Genomic DNA, 16,807 nt, shown 5'->3' on the forward strand with positions numbered 1-16,807 from the left:
ATTCACCCCCGCACGCGGGCACCAAAGCGTTTGCCAAGAATTTCGGAGGCAATCAGGGCAACCATCGCGATGCCGACTGCAATGACGCAGAGGCGTATGGCTCCGCATTCCCCGCCCGGCACCTGGGTTAAGGTGTAAAGGGCGAGTGGAAGCGTTTGCGTTTCCCCCTGAATATTGGAGACAAACGTAATGGTTGCACCGAATTCCCCCAGGCTGCGGGCAAAGGCAAGGATTGTCCCGGTGATAATCCCTGGCAAAATCAGCGGCAAAGTGACGGTGAAGAACACTCGAACGGGTCCGGAACCGAGAGTTCTGGCCGCCGCCTCCAAGCCGCTGTCGACCCCCTCGAGGGAAAGTCTTACGGCGCGCACCATCATCGGAAAGGCCATGACTCCCGCGGCCACCGCAGCCCCCTTCCAGTTGAAAGCCAGGCTCACCCCGAAGGTGGCATGCAGCCACGCCCCGACAAACCCTTTACGGCCCAAGAGGACCAGCAGAAGATAGCCTATCACGACCGGAGGCAGCACCAGCGGCAGGTGAATCAGGCCGTCCACAAGATACTTGCCCGGAAATCGCAAACGTGCCAGCACCCAAGCCGTTAGGATTCCCAAGGGCAGGCTTCCCAGTACAGCCCAGATCGAAACCCACAGGCTCAATCGCAGCGCTTCCAGCTCTTGCGGCGTCAGACTGATCAACGGCATCAACGCACCGTGAATCCAAACTTTTCAAAAATCCTTCTGGGTTCGGCACTCCTCAAGAAATCCATGAATCTTTTGGCAACCTCCGTTTGATTCCCGGCAACCAAGGCTACGGGATAGACAATTGGCGGATGGGAATCTTCCGGAAAGACCCCAATGACTTTAACTTGCTCGCTAACCGCCGCATCCGTGGCGTAGACCAGGCCAAGCGGTGCTTCTGCACGTTCGACCAGGGCGAGAGCAGCACGTACATCCTTGGCCGGGGCAATTTTATCGGCCACACTGTGCCAAATTCCCAGTTTCTCCAGCGCCTGCTTACCATACATGCCAGCCGGAACGTGCTCGGGATCACCCATGGCCAGTCGGCCGTTTCCCAGCAGGGCAGCCAGATTTAACCCCGGACGGATGTCTAATTGATCGATCTCACTATCGGCGGGAGCGATCAAAACAATTCGATTGCCCAACAGGTCAAAGCGGCCGTCCGCCGCGATGAAATTCTTTTCCTGCAGATAATCCATCCATTTGACGTTGGCGGACAGGAACACGTTAGCCGGTGCACCATGTTCGATCTGTTTGGCCAGAGTTGACGACGCAGCAAATGATGGAACGAATTTGCCCCCCCCTTGCTGCGCAAAAAGTTTCCCGATCTCATTTAGCGAATCGGTGGTCGAGGCGGCAGCAAAGACAACCACCGTATCGGTTGGCTCCGCCTGCACTTGAACAATGGATCCAAAGCTCAGTATCACAGTCCACAACAACGCCAGGACCCTTATCCGCGGTGGCCGAATTTGTTCCATGTTGTCCCTCCAAGATCCCAGTTGACTTGCACCCACAATCCCCAATGCCACGCAAGAACCGCCTGTGAAACGGCAGCCGCAGCCAGAAACCGCCAACCCCATTTCGTTTTTTTGTTGACGACAGAGGATAAACTCCGCTATTCGTTATGTCAACATGAACATAATGAATAGCGAAAGGACAAACATGCAAATTGGCCCCTATTTCTACCGGCAGTTCCTCGATGCGGTGGAAAAATTTCACGGGTACACCGCTCCGGGCGTTGTCATCGGAGGGTGCATGGTTGAAGTCGCCCTTCGGCAGATCGCCGAGGGCGTCCTCTATGATGCAATCAGCGAAACCCCCAAGTGTTTGCCCGATGCCATCCAGTTGCTGACTCCCTGCACCACGGGCAACGGCTGGCTGAAGGTTGCGAACCTCGGCCGGTTCGCCCTGAGCCTGTACGACAAATACCAGGGCAATGGCGTGCGCGTGTTTATCGATCCGCAGGAGCTCGAAAAATGGAGTGAAATCAAGACATGGTTGTTCAAGCTCAAAGCCAAACCCGAACAAGATACTCAGTTGCTGCTGGACCAGATCGAACAGGCGGGGGCGAGACTGTACGGCCGGCAGGCCATCCAGGTGTCACCGCATTACCTGGAAAGGAAAAGCACGGGACCCATGTGCGTCTGCCCGGTCTGCGGAGAGTCTTACCCGAGGTGGCATGGAGCCGTCTGCCGAGGTTGCCAGGGCGATTCTCCCTATGCGGCTGCACCACCCTGCAATGACGGCGAAGAGATGGCAATTCCCCCGCTGCAGGCCATTCCGCTGCAGCAAGCGGTGGGGCATATTGCCCTGCATGATATGACTCAGATCATTCCAAATATCATTAAGGCACCCGCCATACAACATGGGCAGAGGATCACCGCAGGCGACCTGTGTCGACTCCAGCAGATGGGCCGACAAAGTATTTACGTGGCCGCTGAGGAACCACTCTCTTCCCTGTGGGTCCATGAGAACGAGGTCGCCCTCGCATTTGCTCAAACCATGGCGGGTGATGGAGTCACCTTCAATGGACCTGCTCGAGAGGGCAAAATCAACTTGGTGGCCAAACGCAACGGACTGTTCATGGTCGAGGAAGACCGGTTGCAAACATTCAACCTGTCACCCGGCGTCATGTGCGCCAGCCGCCAGAGTTATTCGCTGGTGGACGAAGGGAAAACGGTGGCGGCAACGCGGGCGATTCCGCTTTTCCTGGCCAGAAAAGAATTCGAAAAGGCGCTGAACATCCTGAACGATAAACCGCTTTTTCGCGTACTGCCTTTTAGGCATGCCCGAGTCGGTATCCTGGTCACCGGCACCGAGATCTTTCAGGGATTGATTCAAGACAAATTCGTTCCCATCATTACAGCGAAAGTCGAGAGGCTCTCGAGTGAAGTAGTACACACGCAAATCGTTCCCGACGATCGTCTGGCAATCCGCCTTGGCATCCAAAACCTTGTTGAGGTGGGGGCAGATCTCATTGTCACCACCGCAGGTCTGTCTGTGGATCCGGACGACGCCACCCGGCAGGGTCTTAGCGACGCAGGGGCTACCGATGTGCTCTACGGCACCCCGATTTTGCCCGGGGCCATGACTTTGCTCGCCCGCATCGGCGATGTGCAGGTGATCGGGGTCCCTGCCTGCGCCCTGTATTTCAAGACCACCAGCCTGGACCTGCTTTTGCCGCGGCTGCTTGCAGGGGTGTCCATCAGCCGCCGTGATCTTGCCAGGATGGGGCATGGAGCCTTGTGTTTGGAGTGCAAATCGTGCACCTTTCCAAAATGTCCTTTCGGCAAGTAACGGTGCATCACGGGCAAGAACCCCATGTTCCGTTGGGGAGTTACAGGAGGGACTCACGTGCGTCAAAGAAGTGACGCCGGACAGGTTCCTAAAGGGTGAAAGCAGACGTTTTCCGGCGAGGCAATCGCGGGTATGGTGAATACATCTTGGCGGACGAGATCATTGTCTGATACATGACAGATGATCACATCGAGCGTGCCAATCCTCATCGATAAGGTCGCAATGGTTATGAACCAACACCAACTGCTCATGGACCTCGTTCGGGAACTCGATAGTCACCCGGATTGTCGCGTGCATGAAATTATAGCCGGTGACTTCGGTCACCTTGTGGCCGTCGAAACAGCCCGCATGGGCATCGCTTCGTGGGCGCTGCACCGTCCTGTCCCGGCGCATGAATTGCCTCTTCCCCCGGCCGGCGGATCAGCCAAACAGCTGGTGCAAAACCTGCTCAGCGAAGATCCCAGGGAAGCAACCATCGGCCTCGCCTGTTTGAATTCCATGCTGCCGGTGCCCCCCGCCCGGGAATTACAGAACATCAAGGCGCAGAATCTCTTGTTGCGCTACGGTCGAGGCAAGAAAGTCGCGGTCATCGGGCATTTTCCCTTTGTCGCGACTATCCGTCATCAATTCAAGCAGTTCTGGGTGCTGGAAAGATCACCCAGAGCGGGGGACCGCAGGGCGGAAGAGGCCCCGCAGATCCTTCCCGCTGCCGACGCAGTGGCCATATCCGCCACCACCCTGGCCAACGGCACCCTCGCAGAAATCCTGGCTCTGTGCCCAAAAAGTGCGGTTAAAATCATGCTTGGCCCGAGCACTCCCCTGGCTGCTTCGCTTTTCAGCTACGGAATCCAGGCTCTCGCCGGCAGCATTGTGGAAGATCGCGAACTGGTGAAGCAGAGTATTCTGGCAGGCCTTCCCTTCAAACAATTGCATGGTATCCGCTATGTGGTTTGGGAAAATTTCGGCGGGGATTGAGGGAGCTTCGTGACACAAAGAAACAGTGCTGCCATCAAACAACCGCCAACCCTGAGGCTTCATCTGTGGCTGGAAACGTCTGACGGTCTTTTCTTTGGGATCGGACGCGCCCAGTTGCTCGCCAAGGTTGACGAGTACGGGTCCCTAAAGAAAGCGGCTGATGAGCTGGGGATGTCCTATCGTGCCGCATGGGGCAAAATCAAGAAAACGGAGACCGTGGTCGGCGCAAAGTTGATTGCACGCTGCGGCAACAGGAGGGATGGCTATGAGTTGACGGAATTCGGACGCACGCTTTTGGAGGGCTTCAACACATGGTATCATGAAATGGAGCACCTTGCGCTGGAAAAGGCCCGGAAACTCTTCCCCTGGCCCATAGAGAGCTTTGACGAGGCGACTTGCCATGCTCCGCCCCCTGCATCCAAGGAATGAATCGGCATGCACACCCTCACCCATCGTTCGGCCACTTTTAAGAATGACAGCCTGTTCCACGCCGAATACGCTTTGGCCATAGAAGAACTGCTCGAGATTTATATTGACGACAGCCCCTATGCCGCCACCATGCGCTTGCCGGGAGACGATTTCAACCTGGTTGCCGGGTTTTGTTTCAGCGAGGGAATCGTCGATGCCTGGAATGATTTCCTGGAAATTGCGCATTGCCGTGCCGCACGGAATCCCAATCGGATGATGGTTCGCCTCAGAGCCAATGGGCCACCCGGGGCGGCCCCGCACAGCCTCAGGAAAGGGCATGTGAGCAAGTCCGGTTGCGGGGTATGCGGCAAGGAGCGAGCCAGCGATATATGCATGAACATTCAGCCCTTGAGCCGGTTCGATCAACTGAACCTACGTGATATCTGGCGGCTGAAGTCCATGTACGATTGCCGGCAAGAGCTTTTCAAGATCACCGGAGCAACCCACTCGGTGGCGATTTTCGACCAGAGCCGGGACCTGCTCGCGTTTGCGGAAGACATCGGCCGCCATAATGCCTTTGATAAAACCATTGGCCGAATCCTGCAAGGAGACCACTTGGAAGAAGTATTCCTGGCCATCGTATCTTCTCGCCTGAGCTTTGAAATGACACAAAAGGCCGCACGTGCCGGAGTACAAATTCTGTGCGGACTGTCTGCTCCCACCAGCATGGCCGTCGCCATGGCCGCCGATTTAAACATCACGCTGATCGGCTTTTTACGCCACCAGAGCCTGACCATTTACACGCACCCCGAGCGGATCCTGACGAATTTTTCGGACAGGAAAAATTTTTGACGTGCGTTATGTCACCTTCGACATACTCGAGCGAGCACCAGCCTTCCCAAGACCCTATATGTTCAATATAACATATTAACATAACTACGTTTTATCTTGACTGCCCGGATCTATTATGCCACTTTTGGCATAACCACTATGCCATCATTCCGGTGCGTTCAAACCCAAGTTAGGTGCCGGCATTCGCCGGCGGGAAAGGAGGCTGCAATGCAGTTGAACCGACGTGATTTCATGAAGGTGACGGGGGCCGGCATTGCCTGTCTTTCTCTGTCACAACTCGGCTTTGATTTGAAACCCCTCAAGGCCTATGCGGCCGAGCTGAAAATAGCGGGCGCCAAAGAAGTCATCAGTGTGTGCCCGTTTTGTTCGGTGAGCTGCCACATCATCGCTCATGTCAAAGACGGCCAACTGGTGAGCACCGAAGGAGACCCGGATTATCCCATCAACCAGGGGGCTCTCTGTGCCAAAGGCGCGGCCATGCTCTCCTTGACCCGCAGTTCTCATCGCGTGACCAAACCCCTCTACCGTGCCCCGAACAGTGACAAATGGGAAGAAAAGGACTGGGGTTGGGTGATTGATCGAATCGCGCGGCGAGTGAAGGAAAGCCGGGACAAAAATCTGCAGTTGACCAACACCAAAGGTCAAACAGTGAACCGGCTGGAGCATGTATTTGCCCTCGGCACCTCACACATGGACAATGAGGAGTGTGCCTTAACACACCAGGCCATGCGAGCTCTCGGCGTGGTCCATATGGATCATCAGGCACGCATTTGACACAGCGCCACGGTAGCGGCTCTGGGAGAGTCGTTCGGACGCGGTGCAATGACCAACCACTGGATCGACATCAAGAATGCGGACGCTATTCTGATCATGGGGAGCAATGCCGCCGAGCATCACCCCATCTCCTTCAAGTGGGTCCTGGACGCCAAGTCCAGAGGTGCCGTCGTCATGCATGTGGACCCCAAATTTTCCCGCACCTCGGCTCGATCGGATTTTCACGTGCCACTCCGCTCGGGCACCGACATTGCCTTCCTGGGCGGCATGATCAACTACATCATCGAGAAGGACAAGTATTTCAAGGACTACGTGGTCAACTACACCAATGCTTCCTTGCTGGTCGCCGATGCTTTCGGGTTTGAAAATGGCTTATTCAGCGGCTACGATCCTGCGGCGCGCAAGTACGATCGAACCCAATGGGCTTTTCAGCTGGATGACGACAAGGTTCCCAAGAGAGATCCCAGTCTGAACGATCCACGCTGTGTCTTTCAGCTCATGAAACAGCATTATTCGCGCTACACCCTGGACGATGTCTCGGACATCACCGGCGTTTCCAAAGAGGATCTGGTGAAAGTCTATGAAGCCTACAGCGCTACCGGTGCACCGGACAAGGCGGGCACCATGCTGTACGCACTCGGTTGGACGCAGCACACAGTGGGCGTGCAAAACATCCGTGCAGCGGCGATCCTGCAGCTTCTGCTCGGCAATATGGGCATCGCCGGCGGCGGCATCAACGCGCTGCGCGGTGAACCCAACGTGCAGGGCTCCACGGACCATACGCTGCTCTACCATTTGGTGCCGGGCTACATGGCCATGCCAATTGCCGATTGGCAGACACTGGCGGACTACCACAAGGCCAACACTCCCGTGAGCTATGACCCGCAAAGCGCCAACTGGTGGCAAAACAAGCCCAAGTACTTCAACAGCCTGCTCAAAGGCTGGTTTGGAGAAAACGCCACCAAGGAAAACGATTTCGGCTACGGTATGCTGCCAAAAATCGAAAAGGGGGCCAATTATTCCTACCTCTTCCTTTTCGACCGCATGTACCAGGGGAAAATCGAGGGCGGCTTCATATTCGGACTCAATCCCATGAACAGCGTGCCCAATTCCAACAAACTGCGCAAGGCCATGGACAATCTCGACTGGCTGGTCACAGTCGACGTGCACCACAGCGAAACGACGGACAACTGGCGCCGTCCGGGAGTCGACCCCAAGAGCGTAAAAACCGAGGTGTTTTTACTGCCCTCGGCGCATCGCCTGGAAAAAGACGGCACGGTGACCAACAGCGGTCGCTGGCAGCTGTGGCACTACAAGGCGGTGGAGCCGCCGGGAGAGGCGCGCACCTTCGGCGACATGCTGGTGGATCTGATGAACAAAGTGCGCACTCTATACACAGAGAATTCGGGGGCATTTGCCGACCCAATCCTCAAAATAGACTGGCCAAAAAGGTATGATGCAGATGAGATGGCCAGAAGGATCAACGGAGTTTTCACCGTTGACACCAAGGTCAAAGACAAGGAGTACAAGAAAGGCCAGCTGGTCCCGAGCTTCGTCGCACTGGCCGATGACGGCTCCACCAGCAGCCTCGAGTGGCTCTATTGCGGAAGTTACACTGAAGAGGACGGCAACAAGACCAAGCGGCGCGACCCCAAACAGACACCCATGCAGGCGGCCATCGGTCTTTATCCCAACTGGGCCTGGTGCTGGCCGGTCAACCGCCGGATTCTGTACAACCGCGCGTCGGTGAACCTGGAAGGTCAACCGTACGCCCCCAACAAGGCGGTCATCCAATGGCAGGACGGCAAATGGGTCGGAGACGTGCCGGACGGCGGCTGGCCTCCCATGGCAACCGGCGAGGGAAAGCACCCGTTCATTATGACCGTCCATGGCTTCGGCCAGCATTACGGTCCGGGTCGTATGGAAGGACCTTTTCCCGAGCACTATGAGCCCGTCGAAACACCCGTCAAGAGCCATCCGTTCTCCAAGCAGCTGAACAATCCCTGTTACGTATCTGTCAGCAGCGACATGGACATCCTGGCAGAACCGGCGGATCCAAGGTATCCGATCGTTTTAACCACCTACAACGTCACCGAGCATTGGTGCGGTGGGGGGGAAACGCGCAACGTACCCAATCTGTTGGAAGCCGAGCCGCAGCTTTATGTAGAGATGAGTCCCGAACTGGCAGAAGAAAAGGGGATCAAGAACGGTGACGGTGTCATCATTGAGAGTGCCCGCGGCAGAGCGGAAGCCATTGCTATGGTCACGGTACGCATGCGCCCGTTGAAAATTCAGGGCAAGATCGTCCATGAAATCGGCATGCCCTTCTGCTTTGGCTGGACAACACCGGGCAGTGGAGATTCAACCAACCGTCTGACGCCATCGGTGGGTGATCCGAATACTTCAATTCCCGAGTTCAAGGCCTGCCTGGTCAACGTGAAGAAAGCCGATAAACTGACGGAACTCGCCTGAAAGAAATGATGGGCGAGGTCGTTGATCCCGCCCATTACGGATAAGGAGAACGCCATGCCGAAAGCCTTTTTGATCGACACATCCCGATGCACCGCCTGCCGCGGCTGCCAAGTCGCATGCAAGGAGTGGCATGAACTGCCGGCGAACAAGACAAAACAGTGGGGCAGTCACCAGAACCCGCCCGACTTAAATCCTTTCAATTACAAGCTGGTCCGGTTCAGCGAAAGTCTGGAAAATGGCAAAATCAAGTGGTTTTTCTTTCCGGATCAGTGTCGCCACTGCATCGATCCGCCCTGCAAAAACGAGGCGGAGGGATACATGGACGGCGCCGTCATTCAAGACGAAAAGACGGGCGCCGTGCTGTTCACCGATTTGACGGCCAAGCTTGCACCGGAAGCCTGTGAAGCGGTGCGGGCCGCCTGTCCGTATGACATTCCCCGCTGGGACGAAAAAAGCGGGCTTCTCACCAAATGCACCATGTGCTTTGACCGGGTGAGCAACGGTATGCTCCCGGCCTGCGTCAAGGTGTGCCCCACGGGAACCATGAATTTCGGGGAGCGGGCCGAAATGCTCGAGCTGGCCGAGAAGCGCCTCGCCGAAGCAAAGAAAACATACCCGAATGCCACACTGGCCGACGCAGACAGTGTCAACACCATTTTTCTTCTCATGGATGAGCCGCAAAAATACCACAAGCATGTGGTGGCCTCCGTTCGGACAGGATTAAATCGCAAACAATTTCTGTCCAGTGTGTTCGGGCCGCTGCGAAGACCGATGCAACGGGCCGTCAGGGCCTAAAGACCGGTCCTTTTCGAGGAATGAAACAGACCGGTGGGCAGCCGATTATTAGCTGTACGAGGCTGCCCACCCAACAACGGAGTGCAACCCATGCCGACACAAATCGTCTCTACCCAAGCAGCCAGCGACATTGCTCTGGCAGCACAGAAAGTAATTGAGAAACGCCCCATGCTAGAGCCCATCGTACGATCTTTTGCTGAGATCCTGTCGGCCAAGAGTGAAGTTGTCAACCAATTGAGAGTCAACACTGTGCAACTCGACCCTTTGCTGAGACCGGAGCGTTTGTTGCAGGGCGTACCACTGCTTGCAGACGTGTCCCTGGGTATCTTGGATGAACCATTGCAGGAGGCTTTTCGCGCGATCCTGCCGGTCCTGAAGAAAACTTTCGGCAGCATCGCCGCCGATTTGACTTCTCTCGAATCGTTACAGAGCCGCAATGAACTGGATTTATTTGAGTTATCGAGGGCGTATCTAGGCGGAGAAATTTCGGTGCTGCATTCATTCGCACAAGCCACCCACATCTCAGAGATTGTTCTGGCGCTAGCCTTGAACACCACTCTCTCGTCGCTGCTCACGGCCCTGGAGCCGACTGTGCGCAACTATGTCAGTGAACTGAACTGGTACCGGGGGTATTGCCCCATCTGTGGATCCATGCCTTCCATAAGCTACCTGGCGGAAGCCCACGATCTCGGTTCGGAATTTCTTAGAGGCGGCGGCGGACAAAGATACCTTCACTGTTCTTTGTGCGGTCACGACTGGCGCTTTATGCGCAACAAGTGCCCCGCCTGCGAAACCGAAGACAGAGATTTGCAGCTCTATTTCCAGGCGCAAGAGGATCATTCCGAACGGGTCGACGTGTGTTGCAACTGTAACGCTTATCTGCCCTGCATCGACTTGCGCGAAGGACACGTCAAACTGCCGATGGATATGGCTGCCATCAGTATGGTTCACTTGGATGCCTGGGCTTCTGAAAAGGGCTATCATCCCCTTGTCCAGACTCCATGGAACTTGATCCAATAAAATATGGTGCCCTTTTCGTTCTCCCTTCTTCACCCATACCACAGGGACACGTCCGCTACCCTTTCCCTCCTGCGGTAAAACGGTCGAACCTGTCGAGTAACGACCGGATTCTTGCCAGCAGTTCTCTTCTATTTATTTGGTATGTTGGTATCACCAGTGTTATTAATAGAGTCCTCATATCACACATTGGCGGCGCAAACGGATGATGCAGTCGAATCCGTTTCCTTCAACTTCATCACATTTATCGGAGAACAGATGCCATGAAAAGAGCTTATGTACCTATCCTTGTCGCATTGCTGATGACTATGCTTGCGGGCTGTGCTCACAACAGCGTGCAGACGGTCGGCGCCGGCGACTCCTTGTCGGTGCTCGAGCGGATCACCGCAAAGGGTGAACTGGTAGTTGGGACAGCCGGCAGCATGCCTCCCTTCAATATGACAACCCGAGACGGCGAAATCATCGGGCTCGATGTGGATCTTGCAAAGTATTTGGCAGATGGAATGGGAGTGACGCTGAAGCTTAAGGTCATGCCATTCGCGGAATTGCTGCCCGCCTTGGAAAGCGGCACAGTGGACATGATCATTTCAGCTATGACCATCACTCCCGAACGTAACCTGAAGTTTTCCTTTGTGGGACCCTATTTTGTCTCGGGAAAAGCATTCTTGACAAAGAAGGAAAAAATCGCTTCTGCTCAGCAAGTGTCCGAGATCAACCGGCCCGATATCACCCTCGCGGCCCTCCACGGTTCGACCAGCCAATTTTTCGCCCAGAAAGCCATTCCCAAGGCCAAACTGGTGACCACTCAGGATTATGATCTGGCCGTCGATATGGTGATCAACAATAAGGTGGACGCGTTCATCGCCGATTTTCCCATATGCCTGGTCTCTTTGATGCGCTACCCTCAGAAAGGCCTCTACTCGCTTCTCACGCCTTTCACCTATGAACCGTTCGGCATTGCCATGCCTGCCGGCGATCCACACCTGGTCAATTGGGTGGAAAACTTTCTCAATGCCATGGAGGAAAGCGGGGCCCTCGATGACCTGAAGGCACACTGGTTCGAAGACAACCAATGGCTTGCTCGGCTGCCCCGGTGAACCAACTCTCCTGAAGCCCGGCCGTTTGGAAGATATCGCTGGAGGGCTCTGCCTTTATGGCGTTACCCGTGCTGCACGTCAAAGATCTCAAAACTCAGTTTTTCACCGAAAGAGGTGTCGTCAAGGCTGTCGACGCAGTCAGTCTCAAGTTGATGAAATCTCTCACACTCGGGGTCGTGGGGGAATCAGGCTGCGGCAAGAGTGTCACCGCACTGTCCATCATGCGGCTGATTCAACCTCCTGGTAGGATTGTTGAAGGTGAAATTTGGTTTGATGGAAGGGACCTCCTCACTCTTTCTGAGGAAGCCATGCGGTCCATTCGAGGAAAAGAAATATCGATGATCTTTCAAGAGCCTATGACTTCACTCAACCCGGTATTCCGCGTTGGGGACCAAATCATAGAGATCCTGCAGCGCCACGAAACCATGAGCAACAAGGAAGCCTCGGCCAGGACGGCGGAGTTATTAAAACAAGTGGGCATCCCCTCCCCGAGAGAGCGCATGGCCGATTACCCGCATCAGATGAGCGGCGGTATGCGGCAGAGGGTCATGATCGCCATGGCCGTCGCCTGTTCACCTCAGGTGATCATTGCCGATGAACCGACCACGGCCCTGGATGTAACCATCCAGGCTCAGATCCTCGACTTGCTGAGAAAACTGAAAGAAGAGACAGGGACCACGGTTCTATTGATCACCCACGACTTGGGGGTCATAGCGGAAGTTGCCGAAGATGTAGTCGTTATGTATGCCGGACGCGCCGTAGAACAAGCTCGATGCAAAGACATTTTCCGCAATCCTCTGCACCCGTACACCCAGGGTCTGATGCAGTCCATACCGGGCAGAACAGCTCACACAGGCAAGAGGCGGCTCACTGCAATTCCCGGGGTAGTGCCGAGCCTGCTCGAACTGCCGGCGGGGTGTAAATTCAATACTCGCTGCCCTCATGCCTTCGAGCGCTGCTACACTGATCCTGAGCCCGGCCTGCTGGAACCCGACCTGGGGCATCCCGTCAGGTGCTGGCTTTACGCGTAACCACTGGGAGATTTGCCTTGGCGGCCGAACAAAATACAACGTTACTGACCCTTTGTGGTGTTAAGAAACATTATCCCATCACCCGCGGAATTTTGCGCCGCCAGGTTGGAGCCGTCAAGGCGGTCGATGGCGTTGACCTGAACGTTAACCGGGGCGAAACAATGGGATTGGTGGGCGAGAGTGGCTGTGGCAAATCAACCCTGGGACGAGTGATTTTGAGACTCGAGGAACTCACGGCAGGAGAGATTTTCTTTGCCGGGAAAAGTCTGAACGCATTGAAAGGTTCAAGCCTTCACCGGTTGCGGAAAAAAATGCAGGTTATCTTTCAGGATCCTTACTCCTCGTTAAATCCCCGGCAGACGATCGGACGAATCATAGGAGAAGGGCTGGTCATTCACAAAATCGGATCAGCGGTTGAGCGCCGGGAGCGCGTGTTGCATTTGATGGACATCGTGGGACTCAGACCTGAACAAATCAACCGCTACCCGCATGAATTCAGCGGCGGTCAGCGGCAGCGCATCAGCATCGCCAGAGCTCTTGCTCTGCAGCCGGAATTCATCATTTGCGATGAGCCGTTGTCGGCTCTGGATGTCTCCATCCAGGCTCAAGTCATCAATCTTCTCGAGGATCTGCAGGAACAATATGATTTAACCTATCTTTTCATTTCCCACGACCTGTCCGTGGTGCGTCACATAAGTGACCGGGTGGCTGTCATGTACTCTGGCCGGCTCATCGAAATGGCACCGAAAGACGAGCTTTACGAACACCCTTATCATCCATACACTCAAGCCCTTCTGCAGGCGGTGCCGGTTGCCGATCCCGCAGCCGCCGGGAAGCGAAAAGAGCTGGTCGCCGGTGTGAACGATGCACCGTTCCCGCCGCATGGATGTAAATTCAGTCCACATTGCCCCCACAGTTCACCGGAGTGCGAAGCAGAAATCCCGACGTTTTACGAAGTTCGCCCCGATCATTGGGTGAGGTGTTATCGCTCCAACGCATAATCCCCTGGTGAGCAGCGACGCAACTATTGTCACGAATCGAGCACTGTCCCGGTCATCGGCACTGACGATTTTTCCCTTGCGAACATCCTGCCTATTCATTTACTAGTACAGCTCGGCGAAAGTGCGTGGCCCATTTTAGCATGCCAGCGGGCGGCCGGCGTAAGTCCATTTGAAAGCCTTGGCCATGGTGGAATTGAAATAGTCGATAAAAGCCAAGATCCTTTCCCGCAGGTTCTCTTTTGAAGTGAAGCTGCCACGACGGAGTAACTTTCGCATTAGTATGCTGAACCAGATTTCTACCTGGTTGAGCCAGGAAGCGTGCTTCGGGGTATAAACGAAACGAATGCGATGATTCTTGTCTTGCAGAAAAGCGGCCCGCGTTTCCATGGATTGGAGAATACCTGATTTGCCCTTGATCCCGAGGTCCTCCTTGAGTGCACATTGGTCGGCAACCAAGCGGACCAGAGCTTCTGATTTGTGGGTATTGAGTTGGTCCATTACGAATATCCACCGCGCTTGAGGATCTGTTTCGATGGTACGTTTGATGTGTTCGGCAAAATCTTCTTCAGTGCGTGTGTCCCCCACCGTGGGCGTAATCATTCTGCCGGTAGACACATCAAAATTGGCAATCAGAGTCTGTGTTCCGCGGCGAATATATTCAAACTCGCGTCGTTCAGGTTTACCCCGTTCCATGGGCTTCGTAGGATGGAGGCGCTCGAGTGCTTGGATGCCGGTCATCTCGTCCGTGCTGATCACATGCAGTCCGTCTTCTTGAGCGGTGGGTGCCATAGCATAGACATCACATACGCCGACGACCTGTTCGTTGAAGGTTTGTGGATTATCATATTTGGCATTCAACCAATAACGGGACAGATGGGGTTTAAGGTCTGCTTCTTTTAAAAAATCGCCCTGCACTGCGGGGCGAGATGTTTTCAACTATGCCGCGTTTGATGGCCTCATCAGCCAGTTCCCTTGCCGTCCAGTGACTGATGGGGCGCTGCGAATCTTCAGGTTTTTCGCAGCCCATGGCAACAATCTGACAGATCTGCTCCGGGGTAAACAGAGCCGGTCTGCCGCTACGCTTTTCATCCGTGAGGGCATCGACAATGAGTTGCTCCAATTGCTTTATGTCACCATTCTTTTCAGCAGTGTGCATGGCTTGGCTAACCTCGATCCAACGTCGACGCCAAAGGCGGACAGTTTTTACATTCAAATTGAATCGTTTGGCTATGGACCGATTCTCCGACTGATCGGCTGCCGCCAAGATGACTTGAGTTCGTCGGATCTGTTGCTGCGTGCTCTTTTCTCGACGAACTATCCTCTCAAGCAGAGCACGCTGTTGATCAGTCAGTACAATTGAGTCGGGTTTGAGTCTTGGCACGGGCAAATATCCTCCATGTTAAGGTCTTCGAGAATTTGACCCTACATGAAGGACGATCATTCGTCCAGCCAAAAGTTTAGCGATTACGTAAACATGAGGTACTTACTTTCGCCGCAGTGTACTAGAGTGAAAGAGCTAGATTGTTCCAACGTCGGGAGAGAGGATCGCATGATCACTATCGTTTGTCCGCATTGTCAGAAGCACTACACATTTGACGAAACTATAATTCCGGCAGATCTGGAATTGGTCGAATGTAGAGTGTGCAGAACTCGGTTTTCCCTGGAACTGGAAACAGAAAATCCGGCGCGTGAGGCAGCGAACCCGCAGTCCAAAGTCATTTCCTTTTCGGCCTTTACGGCGCTAAAATCTCCGTCCGATTCCGGCGGGTATGATTTAACGGTAGACCCCGGCGAGGAATCGCCGGCTGAAGAGCAAAATCCCCTACGCCCGTTAAGCTCCTTTCCCAATTCATGTACCCTCGAAATGCCCGAGAGCGATTCCTGCATCTGCTTGAGTGAAGCAATTGACGAGGATGAAGAACAAAGCTGCGAATCCCAATGGGAATTTGCAGACGAGGAAGCTTTCACGGTATCCGACGTAGCTCACTCGGATCATGTTGGCCCGCCCGGCAGGGAGAAGCTGATCAGGGAGACGGCAACCCCTGCACAAACGGCTTTTTGTGCCAAACGATTCAAATCGCTGCACAACCCTGGAAGGCGATCCGACAATGAATCCGTTTTCTACGGCCTCTTCGTAATTGTTTGCCTTGCCCTGATATCTTATTTTATTTTCACACGATTACTCTAAGCACAACCCCACGCAATAGAGTGTCCGAAATGCAGCGGACTTGCAGGGCTATAGGGCAGATACAGTCACGCGGTACGCGTGATGCAACCCAACCTTCTACTGAAGTCCCTACTTAATTGTTAGTCGCCATCCGCCCGATTCATTGCAATATCTGGATTGATCAGGCCTTTTTCCATGGCAAATGCTGTGAGGGCGGAGCTGCTGTGAAGATCGAGTTTCTTCATGAGATTGGCCCGGTGTTTTTCTACAGTCTTGGTGCTAATGCAAAGATAGTGGCCGATTTCCTTGTTCTTGTAGCCTTCGGCGATCATTTTCAGGATCTCGCGCTCTCTCTGAGTGAGCGTATCCCACGAGGAGACCGGTTTAATGCTCTTTTTCCCCTCCAGATACCCTTCAATGATCTTCTCCGAGATCCCGGGGCTGAGGTAGGGCTTTCCGGCAAAGACGCACTCAATGGCCAGCTCTAGCTCCCCATGCGTGGCATCTTTCAAGACATAGCCGTCAGCACCGGCCTTGAGAGTCGCCAAAATGTATTCTTCGGTTTTATGAACGGTCAGCACCAGTATTTTTGTTTGGGGGTTCTGTCTCTTGATTTCCTGCAATGCTCCCATGCCATTCATCCTGGGCATGGAAAGATCCAGGAGCACCAAATCGGGATTCAGGCTTTCGCTGAAGCGGATGGCCTGCAGTCCGTCCTCCGCTTCGGCCACGATTTGGTATTGAGGATTGGAGGAAAGCAGCATCTTCAAACCCTCTCTAAGAATCGTGTGGTCCTCAGCTATGATTATGCTTTTTTTGCCTCCCATTGTGTTCCCCGCTTCTGCATGCTCTCGCCCAATACAAAGCTCAACACCGGGTTTTGCATGGGGATTCTACTTGGATT

The 16,807-nt window shown here is 54.5% G+C and carries 17 protein-coding genes; 12 read left to right on the plus strand and 5 right to left on the minus strand.

Annotated elements, in window-relative coordinates; translation table 11 throughout:
- Positions 1 to 2 precede the first annotated feature (2 nt).
- Together modB and modA are read right to left on the minus strand one after the other, a co-directional pair.
- Positions 3 to 701 carry a molybdate ABC transporter permease subunit gene (modB, locus tag K1V27_RS13990; protein ID WP_258930653.1) on the minus strand — a complete coding sequence of 233 codons (699 nt, stop codon included), beginning with the start codon at positions 699 to 701 and terminating at the stop codon, positions 3 to 5.
- Entirely contained in the window at positions 701 to 1,495 is a 795-nt protein-coding gene (gene modA, locus K1V27_RS13995) for a molybdate ABC transporter substrate-binding protein (protein ID WP_258930654.1), read from the minus strand. Before modA ends, modB begins: the two co-directional genes overlap by 1 nt.
- A gap of 184 nt (positions 1,496 to 1,679) precedes the next feature.
- Here modA and K1V27_RS14000 point away from each other — a divergent pair, with 184 nt between their 5' ends.
- The 10 genes from K1V27_RS14000 to K1V27_RS14045 all read left to right on the plus strand — a co-directional run bounded on the left by K1V27_RS14000 (position 1,680) and on the right by K1V27_RS14045 (position 13,736).
- On the plus strand, positions 1,680 to 3,314 hold the full coding sequence (locus tag K1V27_RS14000; RefSeq protein ID WP_258930655.1) for an FmdE family protein: 1,635 nt from the start codon (positions 1,680 to 1,682) through the stop codon (positions 3,312 to 3,314).
- A gap of 228 nt (positions 3,315 to 3,542) precedes the next feature.
- Entirely contained in the window at positions 3,543 to 4,289 is a 747-nt protein-coding gene (locus K1V27_RS14005) for a DUF364 domain-containing protein (RefSeq protein WP_258930656.1), read from the plus strand.
- A 9-nt stretch (positions 4,290 to 4,298) separates the two neighbouring features.
- Entirely contained in the window at positions 4,299 to 4,718 is a 420-nt protein-coding gene (locus tag K1V27_RS14010) for a winged helix-turn-helix domain-containing protein (protein ID WP_258930657.1), read from the plus strand.
- 6 nt (positions 4,719 to 4,724) lie between these two features.
- A complete protein-coding gene (fdhD, locus tag K1V27_RS14015) occupies positions 4,725 to 5,549 on the plus strand; it encodes a formate dehydrogenase accessory sulfurtransferase FdhD (protein WP_258930658.1) in 825 nt (274 codons plus the stop codon).
- A gap of 207 nt (positions 5,550 to 5,756) precedes the next feature.
- The gene (fdnG, locus tag K1V27_RS14020) at positions 5,757 to 8,795 is read left to right on the plus strand and encodes a formate dehydrogenase-N subunit alpha (RefSeq protein ID WP_258930659.1); all 3,039 of its coding nucleotides are present in this window, start codon (positions 5,757 to 5,759) and stop codon (positions 8,793 to 8,795) included.
- Between the two features lie 54 nt (positions 8,796 to 8,849).
- The gene (locus K1V27_RS14025) at positions 8,850 to 9,590 is read left to right on the plus strand and encodes a 4Fe-4S dicluster domain-containing protein (RefSeq protein ID WP_258930660.1); all 741 of its coding nucleotides are present in this window, start codon (positions 8,850 to 8,852) and stop codon (positions 9,588 to 9,590) included.
- A gap of 90 nt (positions 9,591 to 9,680) precedes the next feature.
- Positions 9,681 to 10,610, plus strand: coding sequence for a formate dehydrogenase accessory protein FdhE (locus K1V27_RS14030; RefSeq protein ID WP_258930661.1), 930 nt, complete (start codon positions 9,681 to 9,683; stop codon positions 10,608 to 10,610).
- Positions 10,611 to 10,870: 260 nt separating this feature from the next.
- Entirely contained in the window at positions 10,871 to 11,704 is an 834-nt protein-coding gene (locus tag K1V27_RS14035; protein WP_258930662.1) for a transporter substrate-binding domain-containing protein, read from the plus strand.
- A gap of 56 nt (positions 11,705 to 11,760) precedes the next feature.
- On the plus strand, positions 11,761 to 12,735 hold the full coding sequence (locus tag K1V27_RS14040) for an ABC transporter ATP-binding protein (protein WP_258930663.1): 975 nt from the start codon (positions 11,761 to 11,763) through the stop codon (positions 12,733 to 12,735).
- Positions 12,736 to 12,752: 17 nt separating this feature from the next.
- Positions 12,753 to 13,736, plus strand: a complete 984-nt coding sequence (locus K1V27_RS14045; protein ID WP_309574016.1) for an ABC transporter ATP-binding protein — start codon at positions 12,753 to 12,755, stop codon at positions 13,734 to 13,736.
- Positions 13,737 to 13,871: 135 nt separating this feature from the next.
- On the opposite strand, the gene K1V27_RS14050 is transcribed toward K1V27_RS14045, so the two are convergent.
- Together K1V27_RS14050 and K1V27_RS14055 are read right to left on the minus strand one after the other, a co-directional pair.
- A complete protein-coding gene (locus K1V27_RS14050) occupies positions 13,872 to 14,525 on the minus strand; it encodes a transposase (RefSeq protein WP_353740584.1) in 654 nt (217 codons plus the stop codon).
- A gap of 91 nt (positions 14,526 to 14,616) precedes the next feature.
- The gene (locus K1V27_RS14055; RefSeq protein WP_258930665.1) at positions 14,617 to 14,892 is read right to left on the minus strand and encodes a helix-turn-helix domain-containing protein; all 276 of its coding nucleotides are present in this window, start codon (positions 14,890 to 14,892) and stop codon (positions 14,617 to 14,619) included.
- Positions 14,893 to 14,895: 3 nt separating this feature from the next.
- On the opposite strand from K1V27_RS14055, the gene K1V27_RS14060 reads away from it, so the two are divergent.
- Together K1V27_RS14060 and K1V27_RS14065 are read left to right on the plus strand one after the other, a co-directional pair.
- Entirely contained in the window at positions 14,896 to 15,096 is a 201-nt protein-coding gene (locus tag K1V27_RS14060; protein ID WP_258930666.1) for a hypothetical protein, read from the plus strand.
- 189 nt (positions 15,097 to 15,285) lie between these two features.
- Entirely contained in the window at positions 15,286 to 15,924 is a 639-nt protein-coding gene (locus K1V27_RS14065) for a zinc-ribbon domain-containing protein (RefSeq protein WP_258930667.1), read from the plus strand.
- Positions 15,925 to 16,043: 119 nt separating this feature from the next.
- Here the strand turns inward: K1V27_RS14065 and K1V27_RS14070 are convergent, their stop codons facing one another.
- Complete coding sequence (locus K1V27_RS14070; protein ID WP_258930668.1) at positions 16,044 to 16,730, minus strand: response regulator; 687 nt, start codon at positions 16,728 to 16,730, stop codon at positions 16,044 to 16,046.
- Between the last annotated feature and the right edge of the window lie 77 nt (positions 16,731 to 16,807).

Source organism: Desulfoferrobacter suflitae (genome assembly GCF_022603395.1).
Taxonomy (GTDB): domain Bacteria; phylum Desulfobacterota; class Syntrophobacteria; order Syntrophobacterales; family Syntrophobacteraceae; genus Desulfoferrobacter; species Desulfoferrobacter suflitae.